Source organism: Modicisalibacter sp. 'Wilcox' (assembly GCF_010993675.1).
Classification (GTDB): domain Bacteria; phylum Pseudomonadota; class Gammaproteobacteria; order Pseudomonadales; family Halomonadaceae; genus Modicisalibacter; species Modicisalibacter tunisiensis.
Window position 1 is genome coordinate 239,181 of record NZ_WNXF01000003.1, and the last position, 26,477, is coordinate 265,657.

The 26,477-nt window shown below is 68.9% G+C and carries 22 protein-coding genes; 16 read left to right on the plus strand and 6 right to left on the minus strand.

The window, feature by feature from the left end:
• Nucleotides 1-93: 93 nt before the first annotated feature.
• The 4 genes from minC to sbcB all read left to right on the plus strand — a co-directional run bounded on the left by minC (nucleotide 94) and on the right by sbcB (nucleotide 3,525).
• A complete protein-coding gene (gene minC, locus G7A98_RS04520; RefSeq protein WP_163648284.1) occupies nucleotides 94-849 on the plus strand; it encodes a septum site-determining protein MinC in 756 nt (251 codons plus the stop codon).
• A 51-nt stretch (nucleotides 850-900) separates the two neighbouring features.
• The gene (minD, locus tag G7A98_RS04525; protein ID WP_163648285.1) at nucleotides 901-1,719 is read left to right on the plus strand and encodes a septum site-determining protein MinD; all 819 of its coding nucleotides are present in this window, start codon (nucleotides 901-903) and stop codon (nucleotides 1,717-1,719) included.
• Complete coding sequence (gene minE / locus G7A98_RS04530) at nucleotides 1,716-1,964, plus strand: cell division topological specificity factor MinE (protein ID WP_163648286.1); 249 nt, start codon at nucleotides 1,716-1,718, stop codon at nucleotides 1,962-1,964. The genes minD and minE overlap by 4 nt, the downstream gene beginning before the upstream one ends.
• A 70-nt stretch (nucleotides 1,965-2,034) precedes the next feature.
• Nucleotides 2,035-3,525, plus strand: a complete 1,491-nt coding sequence (gene sbcB, locus G7A98_RS04535; RefSeq protein ID WP_163648287.1) for an exodeoxyribonuclease I — start codon at nucleotides 2,035-2,037, stop codon at nucleotides 3,523-3,525.
• A gap of 37 nt (nucleotides 3,526-3,562) precedes the next feature.
• Here sbcB and G7A98_RS04540 read toward each other — a convergent pair whose 3' ends face one another.
• Both G7A98_RS04540 and G7A98_RS04545 read right to left on the minus strand, forming a co-directional pair.
• Complete coding sequence (locus G7A98_RS04540) at nucleotides 3,563-6,400, minus strand: insulinase family protein (RefSeq protein ID WP_163648288.1); 2,838 nt, start codon at nucleotides 6,398-6,400, stop codon at nucleotides 3,563-3,565.
• On the minus strand, nucleotides 6,400-7,086 hold the full coding sequence (locus G7A98_RS04545; RefSeq protein ID WP_163648289.1) for an SOS response-associated peptidase: 687 nt from the start codon (nucleotides 7,084-7,086) through the stop codon (nucleotides 6,400-6,402). The genes G7A98_RS04540 and G7A98_RS04545 overlap by 1 nt, the downstream gene beginning before the upstream one ends.
• A gap of 206 nt (nucleotides 7,087-7,292) precedes the next feature.
• Here G7A98_RS04545 and G7A98_RS04550 point away from each other — a divergent pair, with 206 nt between their 5' ends.
• Both G7A98_RS04550 and G7A98_RS04555 read left to right on the plus strand, forming a co-directional pair.
• Complete coding sequence (locus tag G7A98_RS04550; protein ID WP_163648290.1) at nucleotides 7,293-7,907, plus strand: TetR-like C-terminal domain-containing protein; 615 nt, start codon at nucleotides 7,293-7,295, stop codon at nucleotides 7,905-7,907.
• Complete coding sequence (locus tag G7A98_RS04555) at nucleotides 7,904-9,787, plus strand: MFS transporter (RefSeq protein WP_163648291.1); 1,884 nt, start codon at nucleotides 7,904-7,906, stop codon at nucleotides 9,785-9,787. Before G7A98_RS04550 ends, G7A98_RS04555 begins: the two co-directional genes overlap by 4 nt.
• Before the next feature lie 6 nt (nucleotides 9,788-9,793).
• On the opposite strand, the gene G7A98_RS04560 is transcribed toward G7A98_RS04555, so the two are convergent.
• Both G7A98_RS04560 and ccsA read right to left on the minus strand, forming a co-directional pair.
• The gene (locus G7A98_RS04560) at nucleotides 9,794-11,077 is read right to left on the minus strand and encodes an HlyC/CorC family transporter (protein ID WP_163648292.1); all 1,284 of its coding nucleotides are present in this window, start codon (nucleotides 11,075-11,077) and stop codon (nucleotides 9,794-9,796) included.
• A 75-nt stretch (nucleotides 11,078-11,152) separates the two neighbouring features.
• Nucleotides 11,153-11,953, minus strand: coding sequence for a cytochrome c biogenesis protein CcsA (gene ccsA, locus G7A98_RS04565; protein WP_163648293.1), 801 nt, complete (start codon nucleotides 11,951-11,953; stop codon nucleotides 11,153-11,155).
• Nucleotides 11,954-12,172: 219 nt separating this feature from the next.
• On the opposite strand from ccsA, the gene ffh reads away from it, so the two are divergent.
• The 10 genes from ffh (at nucleotide 12,173) to G7A98_RS04615 (ending at nucleotide 22,723) form a co-directional block, all read left to right on the plus strand.
• Nucleotides 12,173-13,594 carry a signal recognition particle protein gene (gene ffh, locus G7A98_RS04570; RefSeq protein WP_163648294.1) on the plus strand — a complete coding sequence of 474 codons (1,422 nt, stop codon included), beginning with the start codon at nucleotides 12,173-12,175 and terminating at the stop codon, nucleotides 13,592-13,594.
• A 168-nt stretch (nucleotides 13,595-13,762) separates the two neighbouring features.
• Entirely contained in the window at nucleotides 13,763-14,026 is a 264-nt protein-coding gene (gene rpsP, locus G7A98_RS04575; RefSeq protein ID WP_163648295.1) for a 30S ribosomal protein S16, read from the plus strand.
• A 14-nt stretch (nucleotides 14,027-14,040) separates the two neighbouring features.
• Nucleotides 14,041-14,589 (plus strand): ribosome maturation factor RimM, encoded by a 549-nt coding sequence (gene rimM, locus G7A98_RS04580; RefSeq protein ID WP_163648296.1) that lies wholly within the window; start codon nucleotides 14,041-14,043, stop codon nucleotides 14,587-14,589.
• A 65-nt stretch (nucleotides 14,590-14,654) separates the two neighbouring features.
• Nucleotides 14,655-15,443 (plus strand): tRNA (guanosine(37)-N1)-methyltransferase TrmD, encoded by a 789-nt coding sequence (trmD, locus tag G7A98_RS04585; RefSeq protein WP_163648328.1) that lies wholly within the window; start codon nucleotides 14,655-14,657, stop codon nucleotides 15,441-15,443.
• A 140-nt stretch (nucleotides 15,444-15,583) separates the two neighbouring features.
• Nucleotides 15,584-15,940 carry a 50S ribosomal protein L19 gene (gene rplS / locus G7A98_RS04590; protein ID WP_163648297.1) on the plus strand — a complete coding sequence of 119 codons (357 nt, stop codon included), beginning with the start codon at nucleotides 15,584-15,586 and terminating at the stop codon, nucleotides 15,938-15,940.
• Nucleotides 15,941-16,051: 111 nt separating this feature from the next.
• Entirely contained in the window at nucleotides 16,052-16,957 is a 906-nt protein-coding gene (gene xerD / locus G7A98_RS04595) for a site-specific tyrosine recombinase XerD (protein ID WP_163648298.1), read from the plus strand.
• A gap of 3 nt (nucleotides 16,958-16,960) precedes the next feature.
• Nucleotides 16,961-17,704 carry a DsbC family protein gene (locus G7A98_RS04600; RefSeq protein WP_240464671.1) on the plus strand — a complete coding sequence of 248 codons (744 nt, stop codon included), beginning with the start codon at nucleotides 16,961-16,963 and terminating at the stop codon, nucleotides 17,702-17,704.
• Between the two features lie 124 nt (nucleotides 17,705-17,828).
• Nucleotides 17,829-19,145 carry a homoserine dehydrogenase gene (locus G7A98_RS04605; protein ID WP_163648299.1) on the plus strand — a complete coding sequence of 439 codons (1,317 nt, stop codon included), beginning with the start codon at nucleotides 17,829-17,831 and terminating at the stop codon, nucleotides 19,143-19,145.
• 180 nt (nucleotides 19,146-19,325) lie between these two features.
• Nucleotides 19,326-20,714 (plus strand): threonine synthase, encoded by a 1,389-nt coding sequence (gene thrC, locus G7A98_RS04610; RefSeq protein ID WP_163648300.1) that lies wholly within the window; start codon nucleotides 19,326-19,328, stop codon nucleotides 20,712-20,714.
• Between the two features lie 191 nt (nucleotides 20,715-20,905).
• Nucleotides 20,906-22,723, plus strand: coding sequence for a DHHA1 domain-containing protein (locus tag G7A98_RS04615; RefSeq protein ID WP_240464672.1), 1,818 nt, complete (start codon nucleotides 20,906-20,908; stop codon nucleotides 22,721-22,723).
• A 121-nt stretch (nucleotides 22,724-22,844) separates the two neighbouring features.
• Here the strand turns inward: G7A98_RS04615 and G7A98_RS04620 are convergent, their stop codons facing one another.
• Together G7A98_RS04620 and G7A98_RS04625 are read right to left on the minus strand one after the other, a co-directional pair.
• Nucleotides 22,845-25,835, minus strand: a complete 2,991-nt coding sequence (locus G7A98_RS04620; protein ID WP_163648302.1) for a copper-translocating P-type ATPase — start codon at nucleotides 25,833-25,835, stop codon at nucleotides 22,845-22,847.
• Nucleotides 25,828-26,256: a MerR family transcriptional regulator gene (locus tag G7A98_RS04625; RefSeq protein WP_163648303.1), complete on the minus strand. Its 429-nt coding sequence runs from the start codon at nucleotides 26,254-26,256 to the stop codon at nucleotides 25,828-25,830. Before G7A98_RS04625 ends, G7A98_RS04620 begins: the two co-directional genes overlap by 8 nt.
• Nucleotides 26,257-26,477: the final 221 nt, after the last annotated feature.

A 26,477-nucleotide genomic window follows, 5' to 3' on the forward strand; every position in this document is an offset into this window, starting at 1 on the left:
TGACAGGCCGTATCCACAGGGCGTATGATCGGTTGCAGCCCGGCAGCCCCTCGCTTAGCTTTAAATGTCACCATCCGACTGTGGAGACCGGCAATGAGCCTCAACATGGACAGGGCCGGCAGTGCCTTCGCCTTCAAGGGGGGAATGCTGCCCATGACGGTCATGGAGCTGACCAGTGCAGACCCCGAACAGATACGCGAGCAGCTGGTCGGCAAGCTCAATCAGGCGCCGGCCTTCTTTCAGCATACGCCGGTGATGCTGAGTGTCGAAAAGCTCGAGGAGCCGCACCTGGCGCTGGAGCGGATCTGTGCCGTGTGCCGCGCCCACAAGCTGCTGCCGGTGGCCGTGCGTGGCGGGGGCGACCCCGTCAAGCAGTCGGCCTGGGCCCTGGGGCTGGGCTGGTTTCCGCCCCAGGAGGTGCGCCCGCGTACCCTCGAGAGCGTGCTGCCCGGGGCCGGCGAGCCGCCCGCGGAGGATGGCGCGGCCCCGGAGGCCGAGGCGCCGATCGTGCAGGGCGGGGTCGGCAGCCGCATTCATCGCGGCACGGTGCGTTCGGGGCAGCAGGTCAGCGCCCCGGAGGGCGACCTGGTGGTGGTCGGTGCGGTCAATGCCGGGGCCGAGGTGCTGGCCGGCGGCAACGTGCATGTCTACGGCGCGTTGCGCGGGCGGGCGCTGGCCGGCATCCACGGCGACCGCGACGCCGGCATCTTCTGCCGGGAGCTGCGGGCGGAACTGCTGTCGCTGGCAGGAAACTACAAGCGTCTCGAGGATATCGACCCTCGGCTGCTGGGGCGGGCCGTGCAGGCGACACTCGACAACGACCAATTGAGCATCACGCCGCTGGACTGATGAGCAGGGCGTGAACGGACGATCTTCGATTTCAGCAACAGGAAGCTTACCTTGGCCAAGATCATTGTAGTGACCTCCGGCAAGGGCGGGGTCGGAAAGACGACCAGTGCAGCGGCAATCGCGACCGGACTGGCGCTGCGTGGAAAGAAGACCGTGGTGATCGACTTCGACGTGGGGCTGCGCAACCTCGATCTGATCATGGGCTGCGAGCGGCGCGTGGTCTACGACCTGATCAACGTGATCCAGGGCGAGGCGGGGCTCAACCAGGCGATGATCCGCGACAAGCGGGTCGAGAACCTGCACATCCTGCCGGCCTCCCAGACCCGGGACAAGGATGCGCTGACCGCCGAGGGCGTGGAGAAGGTGCTCGACACCCTGTCCTCGGACTTCGACTATGTGGTCTGCGATTCGCCGGCGGGCATCGAGCGCGGCGCCCAGCTGGCCATGTACTATGCCGACGAGGCGGTGGTGGTCACCAACCCGGAGGTCTCCTCGGTGCGCGACTCCGACCGCATCCTCGGCCTGCTGGGGTCGAAGACCCGCCGTGCCGAGCAGAATCGCGAACCGGTCAAGGAGCACCTGCTGATCACCCGCTACGATCCGGAGCGGGTGACCGGTGGCGACATGCTCAACCTCGAGGATATCCAGGAGATCCTGGCCATCCACCTGATCGGGCTGATTCCCGAGTCGGAGGCGGTGCTGCGGGCCTCCAACCAGGGGATTCCGGTGACACATGACCAGAAGAGCGATGCGGGGCTGGCCTATGTCGATACCGTGGCACGGCTGCTGGGCGAAGAAGTCCCGCTGCGCTTCCACGAGTACCAGAAGAAGGGGCTGCTCTCGCGCATGTTCGGAGGAGGTCGTCGGTGAAGCTACTCGAGTTTCTCAAGCGTGAACGCAAGAAGTCGGCGTCGGTGGCCAAGGAGCGGCTGCAGATCATCGTGGCGCACCAGCGCAGCCAGCGTGATCAGCCGGATTACTTGCCGCTGCTCGAGAAGGAGCTGCTGGAAGTGATTCGCCGCTATGTCAACGTCGACCAGGAAGCCATCAACATCAGCCTGGACAGCGAGGACGACTGCTCGGTGCTCGAGCTCAACGTCACGCTGCCGCGCTGAGGTGCGGCTGAGTCGTCGCCGGGGCTGTGCTAGGCTGGGCGCTTTCCTCTGAGGCGTTGGGAGAGCGTGCATGGCCCGTCGCGGCGATTCGCAGCAGACCTTTCTCTGGCACGACTACGAGACGTTCGGCGCCGACCCCCGGCGTGACCGGCCGTCCCAGTTCGCGGCAATCCGTACCGACGGCGACTTCCGGGAGATCGGCGAGCCGCTGACGCTCTATTGTCGGCCGGCCGACGACTACCTGCCCTCGCCGCAGGCCTGCCTGATCACCGGCATCACCCCCCAGGCCGCGCTGCGCCGCGGGCTGCCCGAGATGGCCTTCGCCGAGCGCGTCAATGCGCTGATGAGCGAGCCCGGCACCTGTGCGCTGGGCTACAACAGCCTGCGCTTCGACGACGAGGTGTCGCGGCATCTCTTCTATCGCAACCTGCTTGATCCCTATGCCCGCGAATGGCAGAACGGCAATTCGCGCTGGGACCTGATCGACGTGGTGCGTGCCTTCCATGCGCTGCGCCCCGACGGGATCGCGTGGCCCCGGCGCGAGGACGGCTCGCCGAGCTTCCGGCTCGAGGACCTCACCGCCGCCAACGGCATCGCCCACGCCGGTGCCCACGATGCCCTGGCCGACGTGCGCGCCACCATCGACCTGGCTCGCCTGCTCAAGCGCTGCAACGCCCGGCTCTTCGACTACCTGCTGACGCTGCGCGACAAGCGCGTCGTGGCCCGCCAGCTGAACGTGCCGGCGGGCAAGCCGATGCTGCACATCTCGCGCCGCTATCCGGCCAGCCGAGCCTGCAGCGCGCTGGTGATGCCGCTGGCCGAACATCCCTCGAATCCCAACGGCGTGATCGTCTACGATCTCGCCGTCGATCCCGCGCCGCTGTTCGAACTCGATGCCGCGGCGATCCGTGAACGGGTCTTCGCCAGTGCCGACGAACTCAGCGAGGGCGAGTCGCGCATCCCGCTCAAGGTCATCCACATCAACCGCAGTCCGGTGGTCATGCCGGCGACCTTCCTCAAGGACGTCGACGGGCCGCGGCGTGGCGAGTACGGCGACATCGTCGAGCGCCTGGGGCTGGACATCGCCGCCTGCCGCCGCCACTGGAAGGCGCTGAGCGGCCGGCCCGAGGCGGCGCGCAAGGCGGCCGAGGTGTTCGCCGAGCCGCCTCCCGAGGGTCCTCGGGATCCGGATTTCATGCTCTACTCGGGCGGCTTCTTCTCGCCGGCCGACCGCCAGCAGATGCAGCGGGTCCACGAGACGCCACCGGAGTCGCTGGGCGACACCGTCTTCGCCTTTCAGGATCCGCGGCTCGAGGAGATGCTCTTTCGCCTGCGCGCGCGCAGCTACCCGGACACCCTGAGTGCCGAGGAACAGGCGCAGTGGGAGGCCTACCGCTGGGCGCGCATGAACGATGCCAGCCTCGGCATCCTGACCCTCAAGGGCTTCGCCCGCGAGATCGAGCGGCTCAACCAGCAGCCGCTCGGTGATCGCGAGCGGCAGATTCTCGAGGAGCTGGTGATGCACGTCGAGGCGATCGTCCCGCCCCAGGCCTTCGGGTAATCGCCAGCCCGCCCGCCACGAGGCGGGCGGGCTGCTTTCAGCGAGTTTCCGGCAACGGCGTGAAGCCGTCGGTCAGTTCGCCGACGTTACTGGCAGTGTCGCCGGGCGCGAAGCGAATGCTCAGCGGCGTGCTGTCGCGCAGGGCCTGCCAGGCGCCGCGAACGTCCTCCGGCGTCAGCGCGGTGACCGTCTCGGCGAGGTGCCGGCGGCGCTGGAAGTCGGGCGTCGGGTGGACGGTTTCCTGCCACAGCCGTCCGGTCAGCTCGGACAGCGACGAGGGGCGCTCCAGCAGATGGTCATGAACCGCCTTGCGATAGGGCGCCAGGGTCGCCTCGTCGAGGCCGGCGATGCGCTGGTCGAAGTCGCCCAGGAAGGCGTCCATGCGCGAGCGGATCGTCGCCACGTCGGTACTCGGCGACTGCACCAGCAGGCCCAGCCCCGGGGCGTCGAGCAGCGGCTGGTAGCCGGCGTTGACGATGTAGCCGAGCTGCTCCTGGGTGCGCAGTCGGCTGTAGAAGGGCGCCTGGATCAGCTGGCCGAGCACCGCCAGGCGGGCCTGACTGGCGAGGCTGCGGTCCGGCCCCTGAAGATAACGCAGCACGGCGGTGTCGTTGCGCGTCGAGGCCGGGTGCAGCACGGGCGGCGTGGCGGGCACGGCCAGCGGTGTCAGCTCGGGCACGCCGGCCTTGTCGAGCGTCGGCGAGAGCGCGCGGCGGACCAGCGTGTCGACCTGCCGGGCCTGGTCGGCATCCAGGTTGCCCACGGCCATGCTTTCCAGGTGCAGCCGGTCCAGGAACTGGCGACGATAGGCGCGAAGGGCGTCCAGCGAGGTGTCGTCGAGGGCCGCGAGCAGGGTCTCGGGGGACCAGCTCGGGCGCATCAGGGCGTCGCCCAGGGTGCGCTGCATCTGCTGATAGAGCGGCGAATCCGGGGCGTTCTGCCACTGCTGCTTCAGCTGCAACCGGACCCGCGCGATGCTGTCCGCGCCGATGGCGGCCGTCTTCAACTGCTCGAGCACCCGTTTCACCAGCACGTCCTGATGATCGCGCCACCCCGAGAAGGCCAGGGTGATGCCGCGGCCGTGGGCATAGGCGGAAAACGACTGGCCGGCCAGGCGTGCCGGATACAGCGCCTCGTTGAGGCTGTCGCCCAGCCAGCCGGCGAGCAGGCGAGCGAGCACCGCATCGCGCGGCGAGTCGGCGGCGTCCGGGGTCTGCAGGCTGAAGCGCCACTCCACCCGCGGCGTGCCGAAGTGGCTGTCAGGCCGGTACCAGAGGGTGTGCTCGGCGGTGTCGACGAGTGCCTTCGGCGGCTGGGCCTCGAGCGGCAGCACCTCGAGATCGTCGGCGATGTAGGGATTGTGGCCGGGCAGGGCCAGGCCGTCGAGCGGCGTGGCCTGGGGCCAGTGGTCGACCCGCGCGAGGCGGTAGGGGGCGTCGAACCAGCGGGTGGTCCTGTCGCCCTCGACCTCGGGGCCGCTGTAGACGCGCAGCAGGTGCTGCGGCGTCAGCCGGCCGAGCAGGTCGCGCAGCTTGCCGGGCTCGAAGCCGTCCATCCGATAGGGTCCGTACTGGGCATCCTTCAAGGGATAGTAGCCCAGGTTCATGGCCAGGCTGCTGGCCGTGTGGATCGGCTCGCCCCGCTGCTGGAAGCGGAAGTCCTGCTCGGCGAGCTCGGCCTGCTCGCGATAGCGCCAGGCGTTGATGCCGTTATCGCGGATACGCTGGATCATCGCGAACAGGCTGGCCTGGATGCGGTCGAGGTGGCGGGCGCCTTCGGGGGTCAGATCCACATTGACCATGAACAGGGCATCGTCGCCGTCGCCGCGGGCGCTGCCCGCGGACAGTCCGTCGGCCCAGCCGGCATGGCGCAGGGCCGCCAGCAGGCTGCCCTCGCCTTCATGGCCGAGCAGGTTGGCCAGGTAGTCCACCGGCTTGTGGCGATAATCCTGCTGCGGGTCGGGGATCGGGAAGGCGAAGCGCACCTGGCGATGCTGCTTGAGGCTCTGGACCTGCAGTCGGGCTGGCAGCTGGTCCGGGGTCACCAGGGCCTCGGGGATCGTCGGGCGCGACAGGCCGCGGTCGGGAACCGCCGCGAAGTCCTGGCGGACCCAGGTGCCCAGTTGGTCCAGCGGCTGCGGGCCGATGACCACCAGGTCCATGACGTGCGCCCCGTAATGGGCCTTGTAGAAGTCGATCAGCGACTGGCGCAGCGGCTGCTTGCCGTCCTTCAGCGTCTCGAGGCTGCCCACCGAGAAGCGCGTGGCGGGATGATCGGGATTGAGTGCCCGATCCATGGCCTCGTTGACCCGCCGGGCATCGTCGCGCAGACGCGCCTGATATTCGGAGTGCACGGCATGGCGCTCACGGTCGACGTACTCGGCGTTGAAGCGCGGTGCGACGAAGAACTGGCTGAAGCGGTCGAGTGCGCCTTCGAGGGCCTGCGGCTCGACATCGAAGAAGTAGTTGGTGTCGCGGTCGGCGGTGAAGGCGTTGTGGTCGCCGCCGTGCTGGCTGATGAATTGCTGGTAGCTGTCGGCCTCGGGGTACTTGTCGGTACCCAGGAACAGCATGTGCTCGAGGAAGTGGGCCAGCCCGGGCACGGCATCCGGGTTCTGGTCGCTGCCCACCGCCACGTTCATCGCTGCGGCCGCCTTGTCGGCATCGGCATCATGGATCAGCAGGACCTCGAGGCCGTTGTCGAGGGTCAGGCTTCGATAGTCGCGGTTGTCGTTGGGGCTGACGATAACGCCGCCGGAGGTCGGCAGGGGCGACGCGGTGCTCGGTGCATCGGCCGCCGTGGCCACCGCAGGGCTGCCGAGCGCGGTGACGATGACCAGCGCCCAGGCGCCGAGGGGGGATCGCAGTGCAGGCATCATCTCTCCTGTTCGGGGTCCCAGCGGAGCATCCGGCCGGTGGGGCGTCCGCAGGCCCAGTCCTGATTCGAAGGATCGTTTACCTGTCTTGATACCGGAAATGCGCCCAACAGTTCCACGGGGGCCGGTTTCAGCAGGCCCCGGGCCGTGGTCAGCGGAGTGTCCGGGTCGAGCCAGGTGGCGAGGTCCTCGGCGGCGATGAGCGCCGGCAGGCGGTCGGTCAGCGGGCTCAGCAGCGGGCTGGTGGCCACCGTGATCAGCGCCGTGGAGTCGGTCCAGGTGGTCAGGGTGGTGTGGTAGCGACACCACAGGGCGGCCAGCAACAGCGGGCCGCGATCGGCGCGGGTGATCAGGTAGGGCTGCTTCATGCGTGGCTGGGGTCGCCAGGCGTAGATGCCGCTGACCGGTACCACGCAACGTCGGGCGGCGAAGGCGTCGCGGAACATCGGGCGTTCGTCCAGCGACTCGGCCCGGGCGCAGTGCGGCGCATGGTCGAGCACCTTGAGCCAGGGCGGCGTCAGCCCCCAGAACAGGGTGACGAGACGGGGCGTGCCGTTTTCCCGCCGGATCGCCGACAACGGATGGCGCGGGGCCCGGTTGGGGCTGGTGCGCAGCGGCTGGTCACGCTGCAGCGACGGCACCAGGGTGTTGAGTGCCAGGTCGGCAATGTGCAGGCGTCCGGCCATCGGGCCTCCCGAACTCGATAGGCAAGCGAAGCGGCGCGACCGTTGCCGGTCGTGTCGCAGGCGGCATGGTATCAGTCGCCACGGGAAACCGTGTAGCACAAGGGGCCCCGGCGGGCTTGCGTTTGCGCGCGGTGTCGATATGCTGGGGTGAAAACACTGTTCGACCACGCCGTCCCCCATGGACGGGCGATTGACGAGGCGATTTCATGGCACGTCCCAGACAGCACGCGCCCGAGGCGTTGCATGCCCAGGTAATGGCGGCATGCGATGCCTGGCTGCGGGAAAACCCCGTGCACACGCTGTCCCTGCGTGCGCTGGCGCGCGAGATCGGTTGTGCGCCCAGTACCCTGCTGAAACTCTATGGCAGCTTCAACAATCTGTTGCAGCACGTCAACATCCAGACCCTGGAGCATCTGGGCGGCGCCGTCGAGGGGCTGCACGACGCGCCGCCCGAACCGCGGCTGAAGTCGCTGGCCCTGGCCTACTGGCAGTTTGCGCAGCAGGAGCCCTACCGCTGGCAGCTGCTCTTCGACTATCCGTTGGCCCAGGAGGGCGAGCTCGACCAGCGTCAGCACAGCATGATCGAGGGGCTCTTCACTCGGGTCGAGGCGACCCTCAAGGAGTACCAGCCGGCGCTCGGTGACCTCGACGCCCGCCGCATGGCGCGGACGCTGTGGGGCAGCGTGCATGGCCTGGTGCAGTTGGGGCTGAACGAGCGCCTGGGCTACTGGCAGGGGCAGCCGCTCGAGGTGAGCGAACTGCTCGACCAGCTGCTCTCCACCATTCTGGCCGGTCTCAGGGCGTCACCGGGAATGGCATGAGTCGTCCGCTGCTGCTGCGTCGCGAGTTTGCCCCCTTCTTCTGGACCCAGGCACTGGGGGCCTTCAACGACAATGTTTTCAAGAACGTCCTGCTGTTGCTGCTGACCTTCGTCGCCGTGCCGCGTTTCGGCTGGGACACGGGGCTGCTCAACAATCTGGCGGCGGGGCTGTTCATCCTGCCGTTCCTGCTGTTCTCCGCCTGGGGCGGGACGCTGGCCGACCGCCTCGACAAGCAGGTGCTGGTGCGTCGGCTCAAGCTCCTCGAACTGGCGACCATGACCCTGGCGGCGGCGGCGGTATGGTTCGAGCAGTTCCTGCTGCTGCTGGCGCTGCTGTTTCTGATGGGCACCCAGTCGGCGCTCTTCGGACCGGTCAAGTACGCCATCCTGCCGCAGCATCTGCCGCGCACCCAGCTGGTCAAGGGCAATGCCTGGGTCAATCTGGGCACCTTCGTGTCGATCCTGCTGGGCACGCTGCTGGCCGGCGTGCTGGCGTCGCTGGAGGGGGCGCTGGCACGCGGAGCCATTGCTGCCGCACTGATCGGCGTGGCGGTCATGGGGTATCTGGCCAGCCTGGCGGTGCCGGCGGCACCGTCCAGCGACCCGGGTCGCGTCAGCTGGCAGCCGCTGGCGGGCAGCATCGCCGTGCTGCGCGACAGCTGGCGCCACCGGCGTGTCTTCCGGGGGTTGCTGGGAATCAGCCTGTTCTGGTTTCTGGGGGCCTGCTACCTGACCCAGTTGCCCGCCTGGGTGCGCGACATGGTACACGGCCAGGAAACCGCGGTGAGCTGGCTGCTGGGTGCCTTCGCGCTGGGCGTCGGCGGCGGGGCGTTGCTCTGTGCGCGGCTTTCCGCCGGGCGACTCGAGCTGGGGCTGGTGCCGCTGGGCGCGCTGTTGATCGCGCTGGGCGGCTTCGATTTTGCGATTCGCCCCGCTCTGGCGGGGAGCGAGACGGTACTGTCCGAGCTGCTGCTCATGCCCGCATTCTGGCGCATGAGTCTCGACCTGACTCTGGTCGGCGTGGGCGGGGGGCTGTATATCGTGCCGCTCTACACGCTGGTACAGGTGGCCAGCAGCGACGGCCACCGAGCGCGAATGATCGCCGCCAACAACCTGCTCAATGCCTTGTTCATGATCCTGGCCGCGCTGTTCGGCATTGTGCTGCTGACGCTGCTCGACCTGCCCCTGGCCGTCTTCTTTGCCGCGCTGGCGGGCGTGGCGCTGGCCATCTGTCTGGGCGTGATGATCATCAATCCGCGAGCGGTACTGCGCCTGGCGATCTTCACCCTGATGCATCTGGTCTATCGCCTGCGCTTCCGGGGCCGCAGCCGGGTGCCCGCCGAAGGGCCGGCGCTGGTGGTCTGCAATCACGTCAGCTTCATGGATGCGCTGATCATCGGCGGTGCCTGCCCGCGGCCGCTGCGCTTTTTGATGGACCGGCCGATTTATGAGTCCCCCTGGCTGAACTGGTTCTTCCGTCTGGCCGGGGCGATCCCGGTGGATTCCGAGCGCCGTGACCCGGGCGGCGTGCGCCGGGCCATGGCGGAAGTGAGCCGGGCGCTGCGTGCCGGCGAGGTGGTGATGGTATTCCCGGAAGGGCGCCTGACCACCGACGGCGAGATTCATCGCTTCCGGCGTGGCGTGGACATGATTCTGGCGCGTGATGCCGTGCCGGTGGTGCCGGCGGCGCTGGCCGGGCTGTGGGGCTCGTGGACCTCGCATCGCCACGGACGCGCCTTTTCCACCCGCCCGCGCCGCTTCCGGGCGCGGGTGGCGCTGATCTTCGGCGAGCCGGTGGCGCCCGAGGCGGCCGATCGCGAGACGCTGGAGACCCGGGTGCGCGCGCTCAAGCGCGAGGCCGACGCGCTTCTGGCGAACTGAGCCCGCTCAGGCGTTGCGCGGGCGGCGAACCGCAGGCTGCCAGCAGCGCGCCGCGGTGATCAGGTTGTCCTTGACCTGCAGGATTTCCATGCGCGTCTGGCCGAGCTGCAGGCAGGCCGGAGCGTCGGGGAAGGACTCGAGGTGTTCGATGATCAGGCCGTTGAGGGTCTTGGGGCCGTCGGTGGGCAGCTGCCAGCCCAGAGTCTTGTTGATCTCGCGGATGTTCGCGGTGCCCTCGATCACGTAGCTGCCGTCGTCCTGCAGGTGGATCTCCTGATGCATGCCGGCCACGTCGGTGGTGAACTCGCCGACGATCTCCTCGAGGATGTCCTCCAGCGTCACCAGACCTTCCACGTCCCCGTACTCGTCGACCACGATGCCGATGCGGCGCTTCTGCTGCTGGAAGTTGAGCAGCTGGGTGTGCAGCGGGGTCGACTCGGGGATGAAGTAGGGCTCGCGGGCTTCCTGCACGATCGAGGCCTTGGTGACCTCGGGTCTGGAGAGGAAGCGAGCGGCGTTGCGCAGGTGCAGGATGCCGATGACGTTGTTGATGTCGCCCTTGTAGACCGGCACGCGGGTGTGCTGGCTGGCGCGAATCTGGGCGAGGATGCTGTCGAGGTCGTCGTCGAGGTCGATGCCGGCGATCTCGTGGCGCGGCACCATGATGTCGTTGACCGTGACGTTCTCGAGATCGAGGATCGACAGCAGCATCGACTGGTGGCGGCGCGGGATCATGGTGCCGGCCTCGTGGACCACGGTGCGCAGCTCGTCGCGGGACAGGCTGTCGGCGCCGCCCTCGATGTTCTTCACCCCCATCAGGCGCAGCAGGCCGTTGGAGATGGCGTTGACCAGCCACACCAGCGGGTAGAGCAGCTTGAGCAGCGGCTCCAGTGCCAGCGACGACGGATAGGCGATGCGCTCGGGCTTGATGGCGGCGTAGGTCTTGGGCGTGACCTCGGCGAAGATCAGCACCACGATGGTCAGCGCCAGGGTGGAGATGGCCGGGCCGGAGACCTCGCCGAAGTAGTGGATGGCGATGATGGTGGCGATCGAGGCGGCCAGGTTGTTGACGAAGTTGTTGCCGATCAGGATCACGCCGATCAGCCGGTCGGGGCGGGAGAGCAGGCGCAGCACGCGCTGGGCGCGACGTTCGCCGCTTCTCGCCTGATGGCTCAGGCGGTAGCGGTTGATCGACATCATGCCGGTCTCGGAACTCGAGAAGTAGGCAGACAGGAGTATCAGCAGGGCAAGCAGGCCGAACAGCAGTCCCAACGGGATGTCGTCGCTCAAGGTCGGAGGATCCTCAGTCGCGTACCAGGCTCGTTTGTAGGGAATGGGAGCGCGCGGTGTCAAGGCGCGACGCGGCTAGACGTCGTGGAACACCACCTCGATGGCGAACTTGCTGCCGAAGTAGGCGAGCAGCAGCAGCAGGCAGCCGCCGAGCGTCCAGCGGGCCGCCCGGGCGCCGCGCCAGCCGAAGAAATGGCGCCCGGCGAGCAGGGCGGCGAAGATCACCCAGGCGGCCAGCGACAGCACGGTCTTGTGCACCAGGTGCTGGGCGAACATGTTGTCGATGAACAGCATGCCGCTGATCAGCGAGACGGTGAGCAGGATCATGCCGGCCCAGATCAGCTCGAACAGCAGGCGCTCCATGGCGGTCAGCGGCGGCAGCGACTGCACCAGGCCGCGGGTATGATGGCGGCGCAGGGCCTGGTTCTGGCGGGCCAGCAGCATGGCCTGCACGGCGGCGATGGCGAACAGCGCGAAGGCCAGGATCGAGGTCAGCACGTGGACCATGATGCCCGGCGTCAGGCCGGCGGGGTGGCTGCCCACCGGCAGCTCGGTGGCCAGCACGATGGTCAGCGCGGCGAGCGGAAACAGCCCGGCGGCGGCGCTGAGCACCGGCTTGATGAAGCTCGTCAGCACCAGCAGGATGGCCACCAGCCAGCTGATCAGCGAGGCGCTGGCCGAGATGCCCAGGCTGACCTCGCCCAGCTCGCGCAGGGCGGAGGCCACCACCACGGTATGACAGGCCACGGCCAGCAGGCCGAGGCCGCGGACCAGGACCGGACGGGCGGGGACGCGGCGCAGCAGCACGAGGCTCTGCCAGGAACCGGCGCCGAGATAGAAGGCGATGGCCAGAAACGCGAACGGAAGCACCTGCATGAGGACCTAATCGACCCGTGGAGTGGCTCAACGAGAGAGAATCATTCGCGGGTCACTATATCGGAATCGCCCGGCGCCGCCCAGCCTGATCGCGGCGCGGGGCAAGCATGGAGACGGCGCGGCGTAACGCGTATAATCGTCGGCCAACGCGTCGGCACCCGCCGGGCCGGCCATCACGGCCCGCCCCGGGGCCTCGTGCACCCACTGCCGGAGAGTCACATGTTCGAAAGTCTCTCGCAACGTCTGTCGAAGACGCTCAAGTCGATCACCGGTCAGGCGCGCCTGACCGAGGACAACATCAAGGATACGCTGCGCGAGGTCCGCCGGGCGCTGCTCGAGGCCGACGTCGCCCTGCCCGTGGTCAAGGCCTTCGTCGAGCGCGTGCGCGAGCGCGCGGTCGGCCAGGAGGTCTCGCGCAGCCTGTCGCCGGGCCAGCAGTTCGTCAAGATCGTCCAGCAGGAGCTCGAGGCGATCATGGGCGAGGGCAACGTCCCGCTCGAGCTCAAGCAGCAGCCGTCGGTGATCCTGATGGCCGGCCTGCAGGGGGCGGGCAAGACCACCTCGGTGGCCAAGCTGGCCAAGTACCTGCGCGAGCGCGAAAAGAAGAAGGTGCTGGTGGTCTCCGCCGACGTCTATCGCCCGGCGGCCATCGACCAGCTCGAGACGCTGGCCAGGGAGGTCGAGGTCGACTTCTTCCCGTCGCGCAGCGACCAGCAGCCGGTGGCCATTGCCGAGGCGGCGCTCAAGCACGCCCGTATCCAGTTCCATGACGTGGTGATCGTCGATACCGCGGGGCGCCTGCACGTCGACAGCGACATGATGGACGAGATCCAGGCGCTGAATAAGGCCATCGCGCCGCAGGAGACCCTGTTCGTCGTCGATGCCATGACCGGCCAGGATGCCGCCAATACCGCGAAGGCCTTCCACGAGGCCCTGCCGCTGACCGGGGTGATCCTCACCAAGGCCGACGGTGATGCCCGCGGCGGGGCCGCGCTGTCGGTGCGCCACATCACCGGCAAGCCGATCAAGTTCATGGGCATGGGCGAGAAGGTCGATGCTCTCGAGCCCTTCCACCCGGATCGCGTGGCCTCGCGCATCCTCGGCATGGGCGACATGCTGTCGCTGATCGAGGAAGCCGAGCGCACGGTGGACAAGGGCAAGGCCGAGAAGCTGGCCAAGAAGGTCAAGAAGGGCGATGGCTTCGACCTGGAGGACTTCCGCGACCAGCTCCAGCAGCTCAAGAAGATGGGCGGCATGGGCGGCCTGATGAGCAAGCTGCCGGGCATGGGGCAGATGGCCGAGATGGCCCAGGGCCCCGGTGTCGAGAAGGAGCTGGGCAAGCTCGAGGCGCTGATCAACTCGATGACGCCCAAGGAACGCCACAAGCCGGAGATCATCAACGGCTCCCGCAAGCGGCGCATCGCCACGGGGGCGGGCCTGCAGGTGCCCGACCTCAACCGTCTGCTCAAGCAGCACAAGCAGATGCAGAAGATGATGAAGAAGGCCGGCAAGAAGGGTGGCATGCAGAAGATGATGCGCGGCATGGGCGGCATGCCGGGTATGGGCGGCATGGGTGGCCCCGGCGGCATGGGCGGCCCGGGTGGTCCGGGCGGCTTCGGCGGCGGATTCCCGAAGCGCTGAACGGGGCGCGCCGGCTGCGTTGTCAAGGAAAAAGGTTCCCAAGCCGGGCCGATTTCCGTAAAATGCTGCGTCTTCGTGGCAGGCTGCGCGTAGGCGCGTGGCACGAGATGCCGTCGCCGCGAGTGCGGCGGCGTAATGTCTGAATTCAACCGAAGGACTCATAACGCAATGGTTACCATTCGTTTGGCACGGGGTGGCGCCAAGAAGCGTCCCTTCTATCACGTGACCGTCAGCGATTCCCGCAAGTCTCGCGATGGCCGTTTCATTGAGCGCGTCGGCTTCTTCAACCCGGTCGCCCGGGGCCAGGAAGAGCGCCTGCGTCTTGACCTGGACCGCGTCAGCCACTGGGAAGGCCTGGGCGCCCAGGTGACCGAGCGCGTCGCCGAGCTGGTCAAGGAAGCCCGCAAGCAGCAGGCTCAGGCCCAGGCCTGAGGATGACCCCCGGCATGCCGATGGACGCAGCGCCCGAGGCGGCGGCGGACGATTACGTCGTGCTGGGCAAGCTGACCAGCCCCTATGGTGTCAAGGGCTGGCTCAAGGTGTACTCGTACACCGACCCGATGGAGGGCATCCTCGACTATCCGGAGTGGATCCTCGTGCAGCGCGGCACGCAGCATGTCTACCGCGTGGCCGGGGGGCGGCGCCACGGCAAGGGCCTGGTGGCCGGTCTGGATGGGGTGGATACCCGCGAGCGGGCCGAGCAGCTGGCCGGGGCCGAGATTCGTCTGGCCAAGCAGCAGCTGCCGAGGCTCGAACCCGGGGATTACTACTGGCACCAGCTCGAGGGCCTGCGGGTCGTGACGCGCGAGGGCGTCGACCTGGGCTTCGTCGACTACCTGTTCGAGACCGGCGCCAACGATGTGCTCGTGGTGCGCGGTGACGCGGACAGTCGCGATGCCGAGGAACGTCTGCTGCCGTTTCTGCCCGACGAGGTGATCCTCGAGGTGGATCTCGAGGCCGGCCGTCTGACGGTCGACTGGGATCCGGAATTCTAGACCGGGGAAACCCGGGAGCATGCCGCGCATGGCGTGGCAGCCGTGATTGGGCCATGGGGCAAGCCGTGTGGATTGGTGTCGTTTCCCTGTTTCCGGAGATGTTCGAGGCCGTGACCGGCTACGGCGTGACCGGGCGGGCGGTCAAGCAGGGGCTTCTGGACATCGAGTTCTGGAATCCGCGGGAGTACGCCACGGACCGCCACCGCACGGTGGACGACCGGCCCTATGGCGGTGGCCCCGGCATGCTGATGAAGGTCGACACGCTACGCCAGGCGATTCACGCGGCGCGTGATCGTGGCGAAGCGCAGTTCGGCGTCCCGCCGAAGGTGGTCTACCTGTCGCCGCAGGGGCGACCTCTGGATCAGCGGGGCGTGGGCGAGCTGGCGGCCGACGGCCCGTTGGTACTGGTCGCCGGGCGTTACGAAGGTATCGATGAGCGCGTCGTGGAAAGCGACATCGACGAGGAGATCTCGATCGGCGACTATGTGCTCAGCGGCGGCGAGCTGCCGGCCATGGTGCTGATCGACGCCGCGGCCCGGCTGGTGCCCGGCGTGCTGGGCCACCAGGGCTCAGCCGAGGAGGACTCCTTCACCGATGGGCTGCTGGACTGCCCGCACTACACGCGCCCCGAGGTGATCGACGGGCGCCGGGTGCCGGAGGTCCTGCTCAGCGGCAACCACGAGCGGATTCGTCGCTGGCGTCTCCAGCAGGCGCTGGGCCGCACCTGGCTGCGGCGGCCGGAGCTGCTGGAGGGGCGCACGCTGAACACGGAGCAGCGCGCGTTGCTCGAGGCGTTCATCGAGGAGCACGCCACAATGGCGGAGGAGCGTGACCGATCGGTCGTCGACGACTGAGCGCCACGCGTCACCCATACAGTCGTTCCCGCGTCTTCGAACGTCGGGATCACACGTCGGGCGGGTATCGCCACGGCCCCGGGCCGTCAGCGCAACGCGGCGGGCCCGCCCGGCACACTATCAGTCAAGGAGTTTGCATCATGAGCAGCAAGAACAAGGTGATCCAGGCGTTGGAAGCCGAGCAGATGGAAAAGGCCATTCCGGAGTTCGGTCCGGGCGACACCGTGGTCGTGCAGGTCAAGGTCGTCGAGGGCAACCGCGAGCGTCTGCAGGCCTTCGAGGGCGTGGTGATCGGCAAGCGCAACCGGGGTCTGAACTCCGCCTTCACCGTGCGCAAGATCTCCCACGGTGTCGGCGTCGAGCGGACCTTCCAGACCTACAGCCCGCTGGTCGACTCCATCGCCGTCAAGCGTCGCGGCGACGTGCGCCAGGCCAAGCTCTACTACCTCCGCGAGCGCAGCGGCAAGTCGGCACGCATCAAGGAAAAGCTGGCCTGATACGGCCTTCGTTCCGGAGCATGGCGCGAGCCGTGCTCCGCGCCGTGCGACCCCGTCGCCGCGTCATGCGGGGCGGGGTTTGTCGTATCCGGAAGGAGGCGAGTCGCGTCCATGAGCCACACGCGGGACCGCGATGAACGGCGCGTCGAGGCGTTTCTCGATGCGCTGTGGCTGGAGCAGGGCGCCAGCGAGCATACCCTGAGCGCCTATCGCCATGACCTGCTGGCCTGGCTCGCGCAGCTGGACGAGACGGGCGGGTCGCTGCTGCAGCCGGCGAGCGAGGCGCTGCCGGCCTGGCTGGACGGTCGCCGGGAAGCCGGTTATCAACTGCGCAGCAATGCCCGGCTGGTGTCCAGCCTGCGACGCTTCTACCGCTGGGCCCTCGAGCAGGGCGAGTGCGAGCACGACCCGCTGGCCGACGTGCGCCTGCCGCGGGTGCGGGCGAAGCTCCCCGACACCCTCGACGAGGACGAGGTGGAGCGTCTGCTCGAGGCGCCGGCCACCGACACCCCGCTGGGGCTGCGCGACCGGGCCATGCTCGAGGTGCTCTATGCCTGCGGCCTGCGGGTCTCGGAGCTGGTCGGCCTGCGCCACGACAGCATCAACAGCCGCCAGGGCGTGGTGCGCGTGCTGGGCAAGGGCGACAAGGAACGGCTGGTGCCGCTGGGCGAGGAGGCGCAGGCGTGGCTGGAACGCTACCTGCGCACGGGCCGTCCCGCGCTGATGGGCGACGTGCGGCGGGCGCCGCTGTTTCCCGGCCGCGGCGACAACTTCATGACCCGCCAGACCTTCTGGCATCGCATCAAGCACTATGCGCGCCTGGCCGGCATCGACAAGCCGCTCTCGCCGCACACGCTGCGCCATGCCTTCGCCACGCATCTGCTGAATCATGGTGCCAATCTGCGTGTCGTCCAGCTATTACTGGGGCATAGTGACTTGTCGACGACCCAGATCTACACCCATGTGGCCCAGGCCCGCCTGGAAGCCCTGCATGCGGCACACCATCCGCGAGGTTGAATCATGCAGCGAATGACACGGATCCTGTCCTGCCTTTTCCTGAGCGGCCTGATGCTGGCCGGCGTGGCCCGGGCGGCGGTCCCCGAGGCGCTGACCGACACCTTCACCGTCAACGGCAAGCCGGTCCCGGTCAAGACGGTCAGCGAGACCCCCCTGAAGGGCCTCTACGAGGTGCGCCTGACCACCGGGGAAACGCTCTACAGCGATGCCGAGGGAGAGTACTTCGTCGCCGGCGAACTCTATGCCAATCGCGACGAAGGGCTGGTCAACCTGACCCGTCAGGCCGAGAACGCCGAGCGCGACAAGCGCCTGGCCGCGATTCCCGAGTCGCAGCGCGTCATCTTCCGCGGCACCGACGAGCCCAAGGCGGTCCTGCGGGTGTTCACCGACGTGACCTGCCCGTACTGTCGCAAGCTCCACGAGGCGGTGCCGACCCTCAACCGCATGGGCATCGCGGTGGAGTACCTGGCCTTTCCGCGCAGCGGCCTGGGTTCGGCCGGTGCCCGGCAGATGGTCCAGGTCTGGTGTGCCGACAACCGTCAGGAAACCCTGACCGACGCGATGCACGGCAAGGCGCCCACCAATCCGCCGGACTGCGACAATCCGGTGGCTGACCAGTATCATCTGGGCCTGGAACTCGGCGTTCAGGGCACGCCGGCGATCGTCCTGCCCGACGGTCGCCTGGTGCCCGGCTATGTGCCGCCCAGGCGCCTGGCTGCCATGCTGGGGCTGGACCCCGCCGGCTGAGCCGCTCTCGGTGCCGCTCGGGCGCGCCGATCGACAATGACATGCCCCGGCCTATCGGGGAGACTGGACACAGGCGGCCCTGGCGGGCCGCGATCGAAGCACGGAAAATCTGGGGAGCAAGACGTTGAAACCGGTGAGAGTTGGGATCTGTGGACTGGGGACCGTCGGCGGCGGCACCTTCAATGTGCTGATGCGCAATGCCGACGAGATCGCGCGACGCGCGGGGCGGCCGATCGTCATCGAGCAGATCGGTGCCCGCCGCGACAACCCCGAGTGCGACACCGCCGGGGTCAAGGTCACCGCGGACATCTTCGAGGTCGCGCGCAACCCCGATGTCGACGTGCTGGTCGAGCTGATCGGCGGCTATGACGTGGCCCGCGAGCTGGTGCTCACGGCCATCGAGCACGGCAAGCACGTGGTCACCGCCAACAAGGCGCTGATCGCCGTGCACGGCAACGAGATCTTCCAGGCCGCCCACGACAAGGGCGTGATCGTCGCCTTCGAGGCCGCGGTGGCCGGCGGCATCCCGGTGATCAAGTCGCTGCGCGAGGGCCTGGGCGCCAACCGCATCCAGTGGGTCGCCGGCATCATCAATGGCACCGGCAACTACATCCTCACCCACATGCGCGACGAGGGCCGGGCCTTCGAGGACGTGCTCGCCGAGGCCCAGGCGCTGGGCTATGCCGAGGCCGACCCGACCTTCGACGTCGAGGGCATCGACGCCGCCCACAAGCTGACCATCCTTGCCTCGATCGCCTACGGCGTGCCGCTGCAGTTCGAGAAGGCCTACACCGAGGGCATCTCGCGGATCACCGCCGAGGACGTCGAGCAGGCCGACAACCTGGGCTACATCATCAAGCACCTGGGCATCTCCAAGCGCACCGAGACCGGGCTGGAGCTGCGCGTGCATCCCACGCTGATTCCCAAGGAGCGGCTGCTGGCCAGCGTCCACGGGGTCAAGAACGCCATCGCCGTGATGGGCGACGCCGTGGGCCCGACCCTCTACTACGGGGCCGGTGCCGGTGCCGAGCCGACCGCCTCGGCGGTGGTCGCCGACCTGCTGGACGTGGCCCGCGACATCACCACCGCCCACCACTACCGAGTGCCTTACCTGGCCTTCAGCGGTATCCGCGAGGGCGATCAGAGCCTGCCGATCCTGCCCATGGAGGAGATCGTCACCGCCTACTACCTGCGCCTGCTGGCGGTGGACCGCCCCGGGGTGCTGGCGCGGGTGGCGACGATCCTCTCCGAGCAGGGCATCTCCATCGAGGCGCTGATCCAGAAGGAAGCCACCGAAGGCGAGCTGGTGCCGATCATCCTGCTGACGCACCGTACCCGCGAGCAGCACATGAACGAGGCGATCCGCCAGCTCGAGTCGCTGTCCGACATCGCCGGGCCGGTGATGCGGATTCGGGTCGAGGCCCTGGACGAACAGGAGTAAGTCACCCCGAATCCGGGGCTGCGCTCGGCCATGCGTCGTTGAAACGTGGCTTGGACTGCTCATTTACCTCGGTAAACTCCGCGTCCGCGCCACGTTTCGCCTAGCCTGGCCATCGCTCGCCTCCGCCTTCGGCGCAACTTACAGTAGGGGCTAACAGCTCACGACCGAGTGGAAATCAAGATGCGTTATATCAGTACGCGCGGGCAGGCGCCGGCGCTCAACTTCGAGGATGTGGTGCTGACCGGCATGGCCAGCGACGGCGGTCTCTACGTGCCCGAGACGGTGCCGCAGCTGTCCCGCGACGCGCTGGCCGAGATGGCCGGGCTGTCGTATGCCGAGATCGCCTTCCGGGTCATGAAGCCCTTCGTCGGCGGCGAGATCGATGACGACACCTTCCGCGACATCGTCCGCGACGCCTACGCGACCTTCAGCCACGAGGCGGTGGTGCCGCTCAACCAGCTCGGCGCCAACCACTTCCTGCTCGAGCTCTTCCACGGCCCGACCCTGGCCTTCAAGGACGTCGCCCTGCAGCTGCTGGGCCGGATCCTCGACCACTTCCTCAAGAAGCGCGGCGAGCGCGCGGTGATCATGGGCGCCACCTCCGGCGACACCGGCTCGGCGGCGATCGAGGGCTGCCGCCACTGCGACAACCTCGACATCTTCATCCTCCACCCGCACAACCGGGTCTCGGAGGTGCAGCGCCGCCAGATGACCACGGTGCTGGCCGACAACGTCTTCAACGTCGCCATCGAGGGCAACTTCGACGACGCCCAGGCGATGGTCAAGGCCAGCTTCGCCGACCAGGCGTTCCTGAACGGCACCCGGCTGGTGGCGGTGAACTCGATCAACTGGGCGCGCATCATGGCCCAGATCGTCTACTACGTCGCCGCCGGCGTGGCGCTCGGCGCCCCGCAGCGCAAGGTCAGCTTCTGCGTGCCCTCGGCCAACTTCGGCAATGTCTTCGCCGGCTACATGGCCTACCAGATGGGCCTGCCGGTGGAGCGCTTCGTGATCGCCACCAACGCCAACGACATCCTGCATCGTACGCTGGCCGCCAACGACTTCTCGAAGCGCGAGCTCGAGGCCACGCTGGCGCCGTCGATGGACATCGTGGTGTCGTCGAACTTCGAGCGGCTGCTGTTCGACGCCTACGAGCGCGACGGCGACGCCGTGCGCGCCCTGCTCGAGCGCTTCCAGAACGAGCCCACGGCGCTCGCCGAGGCGCCGCTGGCCCGGCTGCGCGAGAAGTTCGCCAGCCACAGCGTGGATGACGCGACGATCCTCGAGGTGATCCGCGAGGCGCACCATCGCACCAAGGAGATCCTCGACCCGCACACCGCCACCGGCTACCGGGCGGCCGAGGTCTGCCGCGGCGATGCGAGCGTGCCGATGATCACCCTGGCCACCGCGCACCCGGCCAAGTTCGCCGATGCCGTGGTCAAGGCCGGCTTCCCCGGCGTGCCGCTGCCCAGCCACATGGACGACCTGCTCGAGCGCGAGGAGCGCTACAGCGTGCTGCCGGCCGAGCTCGATGCCGTGCAGCGGTTCGTCGCCGACCACCGCCGGTGAGCCTGTACCACGCGGGGCTGATCCGGAGACAGGTCTGCGAGGGGGCGCTGTAAACCCTTCCCTGGGCGCTACCGACGCCATCCATGGCGTCGGACCCCCTCTCCGACCTGTCGCCGGCGCTCCGCGTCATCCTCGCAGAAGCCAACACGCCCGGTTCGCCGGGCGTCTTGCCGCTATTTCCGGGAGTTATCGTGGACACCACTCCGACGCGCGTTTCCGATGCCTCGCTGACGCCCCGCATCCTGCCGCGCACGCGTGACGAGGCGCTCTATCGCCGTGCCCGGGAGGCCGGCCTGACCGAGCTTCAGGCGCGGGTGCTGGCCGGGCGCCTGGCCGGCTATCAGGGCGAGCTCTCGCCGCTGGTGACGCCGAGCCTGCGGCATCTCGCGCATCCCGAGCGGCTGGCGGATGCCCGGCGCGCCGCCGAGCGGCTCGCCCGGGCGGTGGCCGAGGGCGAGCACATCGGCATCCTCACCGACTACGATGTCGACGGCATCACCTCCCACGTGGTGATCCGGCGCACCCTGAGCGAGCTGTTCGGGGTCCCGGATCAGCGCATCCACAGCCTGATCGGTCATCGCATCTTCGACGGCTACGGCATCAGCCTGCCGCTGGTGGAGCGCACCCTGGCGCTGACGCCGCGACCCAGCGTGATCGTCACCGCCGACTGCGGGTCCTCCGACGAGCCGCGCATCGCCCGGCTCGCCGCGGCGGGCATCGACGTGATCGTCAGCGATCACCACGCCCTGCCCGAGGCGGGGCCGCCGGCCTCGGCCTACGCCACGGTCAATCCCACCCGCCGCGACTGCGGCTTCCCCGACCCGACCATCGCCGGCTGCATGGTCGCCTGGCTGGTGATGTCGCTGACCCGCGCGGTGCTGATCGAGATCGGCCACCTTCCGCCCTCGACGCCCAAGCTCTCGCCCTGGCTCTCCTACGTGGCGCTGGGCACGGTCGCCGACTGCGTGTCGCTGGGCGGCAGCGCCATCAACCGTGCCGTGGTCGCCCAGGGCCTGACGCTGATCAACCGCATGGAGGCGCCCTGCTGGCGGGTCATGGCCGAACGCCTGGGGCCCGACAGCGTGCCCTTCGACGCCGAGACGCTGGCCTTCCAGATGGGCCCGCGCATCAACGCCCGCTCGCGGCTCGACGACCCCTACGCGGCGCTGCACTTCGTGCTCGCCGCCGATGACGCCACCGCGCGCCGCCACCTCGAGGTGCTCGATGCCGACAACCAGTCGCGCAAGGCGATCGAGGCGGAGATGGTCGAGCAGGCCCGGGCGGTGGCCACGGCGCAGGTCGCCGAGGGCGCGCGGGTGCTGATCGTCCACCTGGAAACCGGCCATGCCGGGGTCCAGGGCATCGTCGCCTCGCGGCTGGTGCAGGCCTTCGGCCGCCCGGCGCTGGTGCTGACCCCGGCGGCGCAGCCGGGCATGCTGACCGGCTCGGGGCGCTCGGTCGAGGCGCTGCACCTGCGCGACGCCCTGCAGCGCGCCCATGACCTTTCGCCCGAGGCGCTGCCGCGCTTCGGGGGCCATCGCGGGGCGGCCGGGGTCGGCGTGCCGCTGGAGCAACTCGAGGTGTTTCGCGAGGCATTCGCCCGCGCGGTGGACGAGCGGCTCGGCGAGCGCGAGCTCTATCCCTGCGTGTTCACCGACGGCGAGCTGGCCGCCGATCAGCTCGACCTGGCGACGCTGGACGAGCTCGAGCGCCTGGCGCCCTACGGCCGCGAGTTCGAGGCGCCGCTGTTCGACGGCGAGTTCCGGGTCGAGCAGCTGCGGGTAGTGGGCGCCGACGGCAGCCACCTGATGCTGACGCTGTCGCAGGGGGCCGTCAGCGTGCGGGCGATCTGGTTTCGCGCCCTGACGCCCGGCGAGCTGCCGGCGTTCGATCTCGGCGCACGGCTGCGCTGCGCCTACAAGCTGTCGCGCAATCGCTGGCGGGGGCGGGAGTCGCTGCAGTTGATGGTCGAGCATGCCGAGCGGCTGCCCGACCGAGGCGGGAAATGAGCGGGCCGGCCGAGCGATCGGCCGGCCCGACGTCGAGGTGGATCAGATCAGTGGCGGGGCGCCCAGAACCACCAGGCGATGCCGGCGATCAGCGCCAGGCCGATGACGTTGACGAGTACACTCATGCCGAAGCCTCCCGTGTCGTTTCCCGCGGGGTGAACAGGCGCAGCCGGTTGGCGTTGCTGACCACGGTGACCGAGGACAGCGACATCGCCACCGCCGCAATGACCGGCGACAGCAGCATGCCGGTGGCCGGGTAGAGCACCCCGGCGGCGATGGGAATGCCCAGCACGTTGTAACCGAACGCGCCCCACAGGTTCTGCTTGATGTTGCGCAGCGCCGCGCTACTGATGGCGATGGCGTCGGCGACGCCATGCAGCGAGTTGCGCATCAGCGCGATGCCGGCCGACTCGATCGCCACGTCGGTGCCGGCGCCGATGGCGAAGCCCACGTCGGCACGCGCCAGGGCGGGGGCGTCGTTGATGCCGTCGCCGACCATGCCGACGATCTCGCCGCGGGCCTGCAGCTCGGCGATGGCGTCGTGCTTGTCCTCCGGCAGCAGGCCGGCCCGGTAGTCGTCGATACCGGCCTCCGCGGCGATCGCGGCGGCGGTGGAGGCGGCATCGCCGGTGAGCATCACCACCCTGAGCCCCGCCTGGCGGAGCCGGGCGACGGCCGCCACGGCGTCCTCGCGCAGCGGGTCGGCGACGGCGAACAGCGCCGCCAGCCGGCCGTCGACGGCCAGGTGGATCACCGTGCGGGCCCGCGACTCGGCATCCTCGATCCAGGCGCGGCCCGGCGCGAGATCGACCCCGGTCTCCTGCATCAGGGCGGCGTTGCCCAGCAGCAGGCGCTCGCCGTCGGGCCCCCGGGCCTGGACGCCGCGCCCGGTGAGCGAGGTGAAGTCGCGGATGGCGGCGGGGGTGGCCGAGGCGGCCTCGGCATGGGCCACCAGCGCCGTGGCCAACGGGTGCTCGGAGCCGCGCTCCAGCGCCAGGGTCAGGCCCAGAATGCGCGCTTCGTCGTCGAAGGCCTGCCAGTCGGTCACGCTGGGCTTGCCCTCGGTCAGGGTGCCGGTCTTGTCGACCACCAGCGTGGTCAGGCGGCTGGCGGTCTGCAGCGCCTCGCCGCTGCGGATCAGCACGCCGTACTCGGCGGCCTTGCCGACGCCGATCATGGTCGAGATGGGCGTGGCCAGGCCCAGGGCGCAGGGGCAGGCGATGATCAGCACCGTGGTGGCGGCCACCAGCATGTGGATGATGCGCGGCTCGGGGCCGACGTTGAACCATACCAGCGCCGTGATCACGGCCAGGATCATCACGGTCGGCACGAAGACCGCCGCCACCCGGTCGGCCAGCCGGCTGATCGGCGGGCGCGAGTTCTGGGCGTTGCGGACCTGCTCGATGATCCGCGACAGCCGGGTCTGCTGCCCCACGCGCGTGGCGCGGTAGACCAGCGAGCCCTTGCCGTTGACGGTGCCGGCGGCCACTTCGTCGCCCTGACGCTTGGCGACCGGCATCGGCTCGCCGGTGAGCATCGATTCGTCGATGAAGCTCTCGCCCTCGAGCACCTCGCCGTCCACCGGCAGGCGCTCGCCGGGGCGGACCCGCAGCCGGTCACCCTCGCGGACCTCGTCGATGGCCACGTCGCGCTCCTCGCCGTCGCGGAGAACCCGGGCCGTCTGTACCTTGAGGTCGAGCAGGTGCTTGAGCGCCTGGGAGGTCCGGCCGCGGGCGCGGACCTCGAGGGCCTGGCCGACGTTGATCAGACCCACGATCATCAGCGAGGCCTCGAAGTACAGGGCGCGCGCCGCCTCCGGCACGATGCCGGGGGCCAGGGCGACGACCATCGAGTACAGCCAGGCCACGCCGGTGCCCACGGCGACCAGCATGTCCATGTTGGCCTGGTGATGGCGGAAGGCCTTGACCGCGCCGACGAAGAACACCCGGCCGGCGGTGGCCAGCACGCCGAGGGTGCCCAGCCCCACCAGGACCCACAGCCAGCGTTCGCCGCCGCCGAGCACCGGTTCGTGGACGAACATCAGGCCCATCAGCGCCAGCCCGGGGACCAGCGCGACCACGGTGTCGCGCAGCCGGCGGCGATACTCGCGGGCCTCGTTGGCCTCGCGCTTGGCCTCGCCGCGCTCCAGGTCCTCGATCACCTCGGCGCTGTAGCCGGCGTCTTCCACCGCCTTGACCAGCGCCTGCGGGGAGGCCGTGCCGCTGACCGAGGCGGTGCGGCTGGCGAAGTTGACCTCCGCCCGGGCGACGCCCTCGGTGGCGTCGAGCGCCTGCTGGATGGTCCGCACGCAGCTGGCGCAGGTGATGCCGGACAGCGCCAGTTCGAGGTTCTGCGGCTGGCCGCCGGTAGCGGCGGCTGTGAAAGCGGGCTCGCCGTCCGGCTCGGCATCCGGCTTGCTGGCCGGCGTCTCGGGCTCGGGGGCCGACGGCGAGGCGCGGCGCGCCTCGGGAGCGGCCGGTTCGGCGGTGGTGTCTTCCGGTGGATAGCCGGCCTTGCCGAGCACGGCGTCGATCAGGGCGTCCGGCAGGTAGCTGGCCACCATCAGGCGCTTCTCGGCGGGCTCGCCCTCGACCCGCGCCAGCGGGTCACGGGCCTGAAGGGCCTCGCGCATGCGCTTCACGCAGCCCTGGCAGGACATGCCCGGGACCCGGCGGGTGCGGGTCGTGAAACGCGCGGGTTCGGCATGGTAGCCGGCGGTCTCGGTGGCCTCGACCAGTGTCGCGGTGTCCAGCGCGCTGTCGACCGTCAGCCACCCGGCACTGGGCTCGCCCTCGACGACGGCCGCGGCGTCCTGCTCCTGAATGGTCCGACGAATCTTGCCGACGCACCCCTGGCAGCTGACCCCCTCGGTCAGGAAGGCGTGGGGCGCGCGGTCGACGGGCGCGGCGTCGAAGCCGGCCTCGCGGATCGCCGCGATGAGCGCCTCGGTGTCTTCGGTGGTGGTGACACGGGCCAGGCGCGTGTCGAGGTCGATGTCCGCCTCGCCGTCGAGCGCGCTCAGGGCCCGGCGTGTCTTGTTGACGCAGCCGTTGCAGGTCAACCCCTGCAGCGCCAGCGCATGCGGCCGGCGCCGAGTCGCGGTATCACTCATGATGTTCGGTCTCCTGCGGCAGGTTCCAGTGCTCGATCAACCGACAGATGGTATGGCCGTCGGGGGCCCCGTCGGGCATGTCGGACCAGTTGGCCAGGGCGTTTTCCATGCGCTCGGCCAGGCGTTCGAGCTCGATGATGCGCTGCTTGATCTCGGGCAGGCGGGCCGCGAGCAGATCGCGCACCATGGGGCAGGGAGAGTCGCCGTGGTCGGCATGCTCGAGAATCTCGCCGATCTCCCGGAGGCTGAAGCCCAGGGTCCGGGCGCGTTGAATGAAGCGCAGGCGGTTGAGGTCGGCCTGATCGTAGATCTGGTAGCCGTTGTCGGGGTCGCGCTCGGGGCTCAGCAGGCCCTCCCGCGTGTAGTGGCGCACGGTTTCCGCGGTCACGTTCGCCGTCTTGGCCAGTTCTCCCACTTTCATGCCTGGTTCCTCCCTGCTGTTGCATAGCAGTTTAAAACCCTTGGGTAACACAAGGGTCAAGGCGAGCCCGGTCGAATAAGGTTCGACCAATGGGGGAGGTGTCGGAGGTATTAAAACGGACGTTTGTCCTTGACTTGATATCGGCGATCAGCCAAAACGGTGAGACGTTTCATTGTCCGGTATGGGCAAGCCGATCCACCGCCAGCCCCTCGGGGAACAGG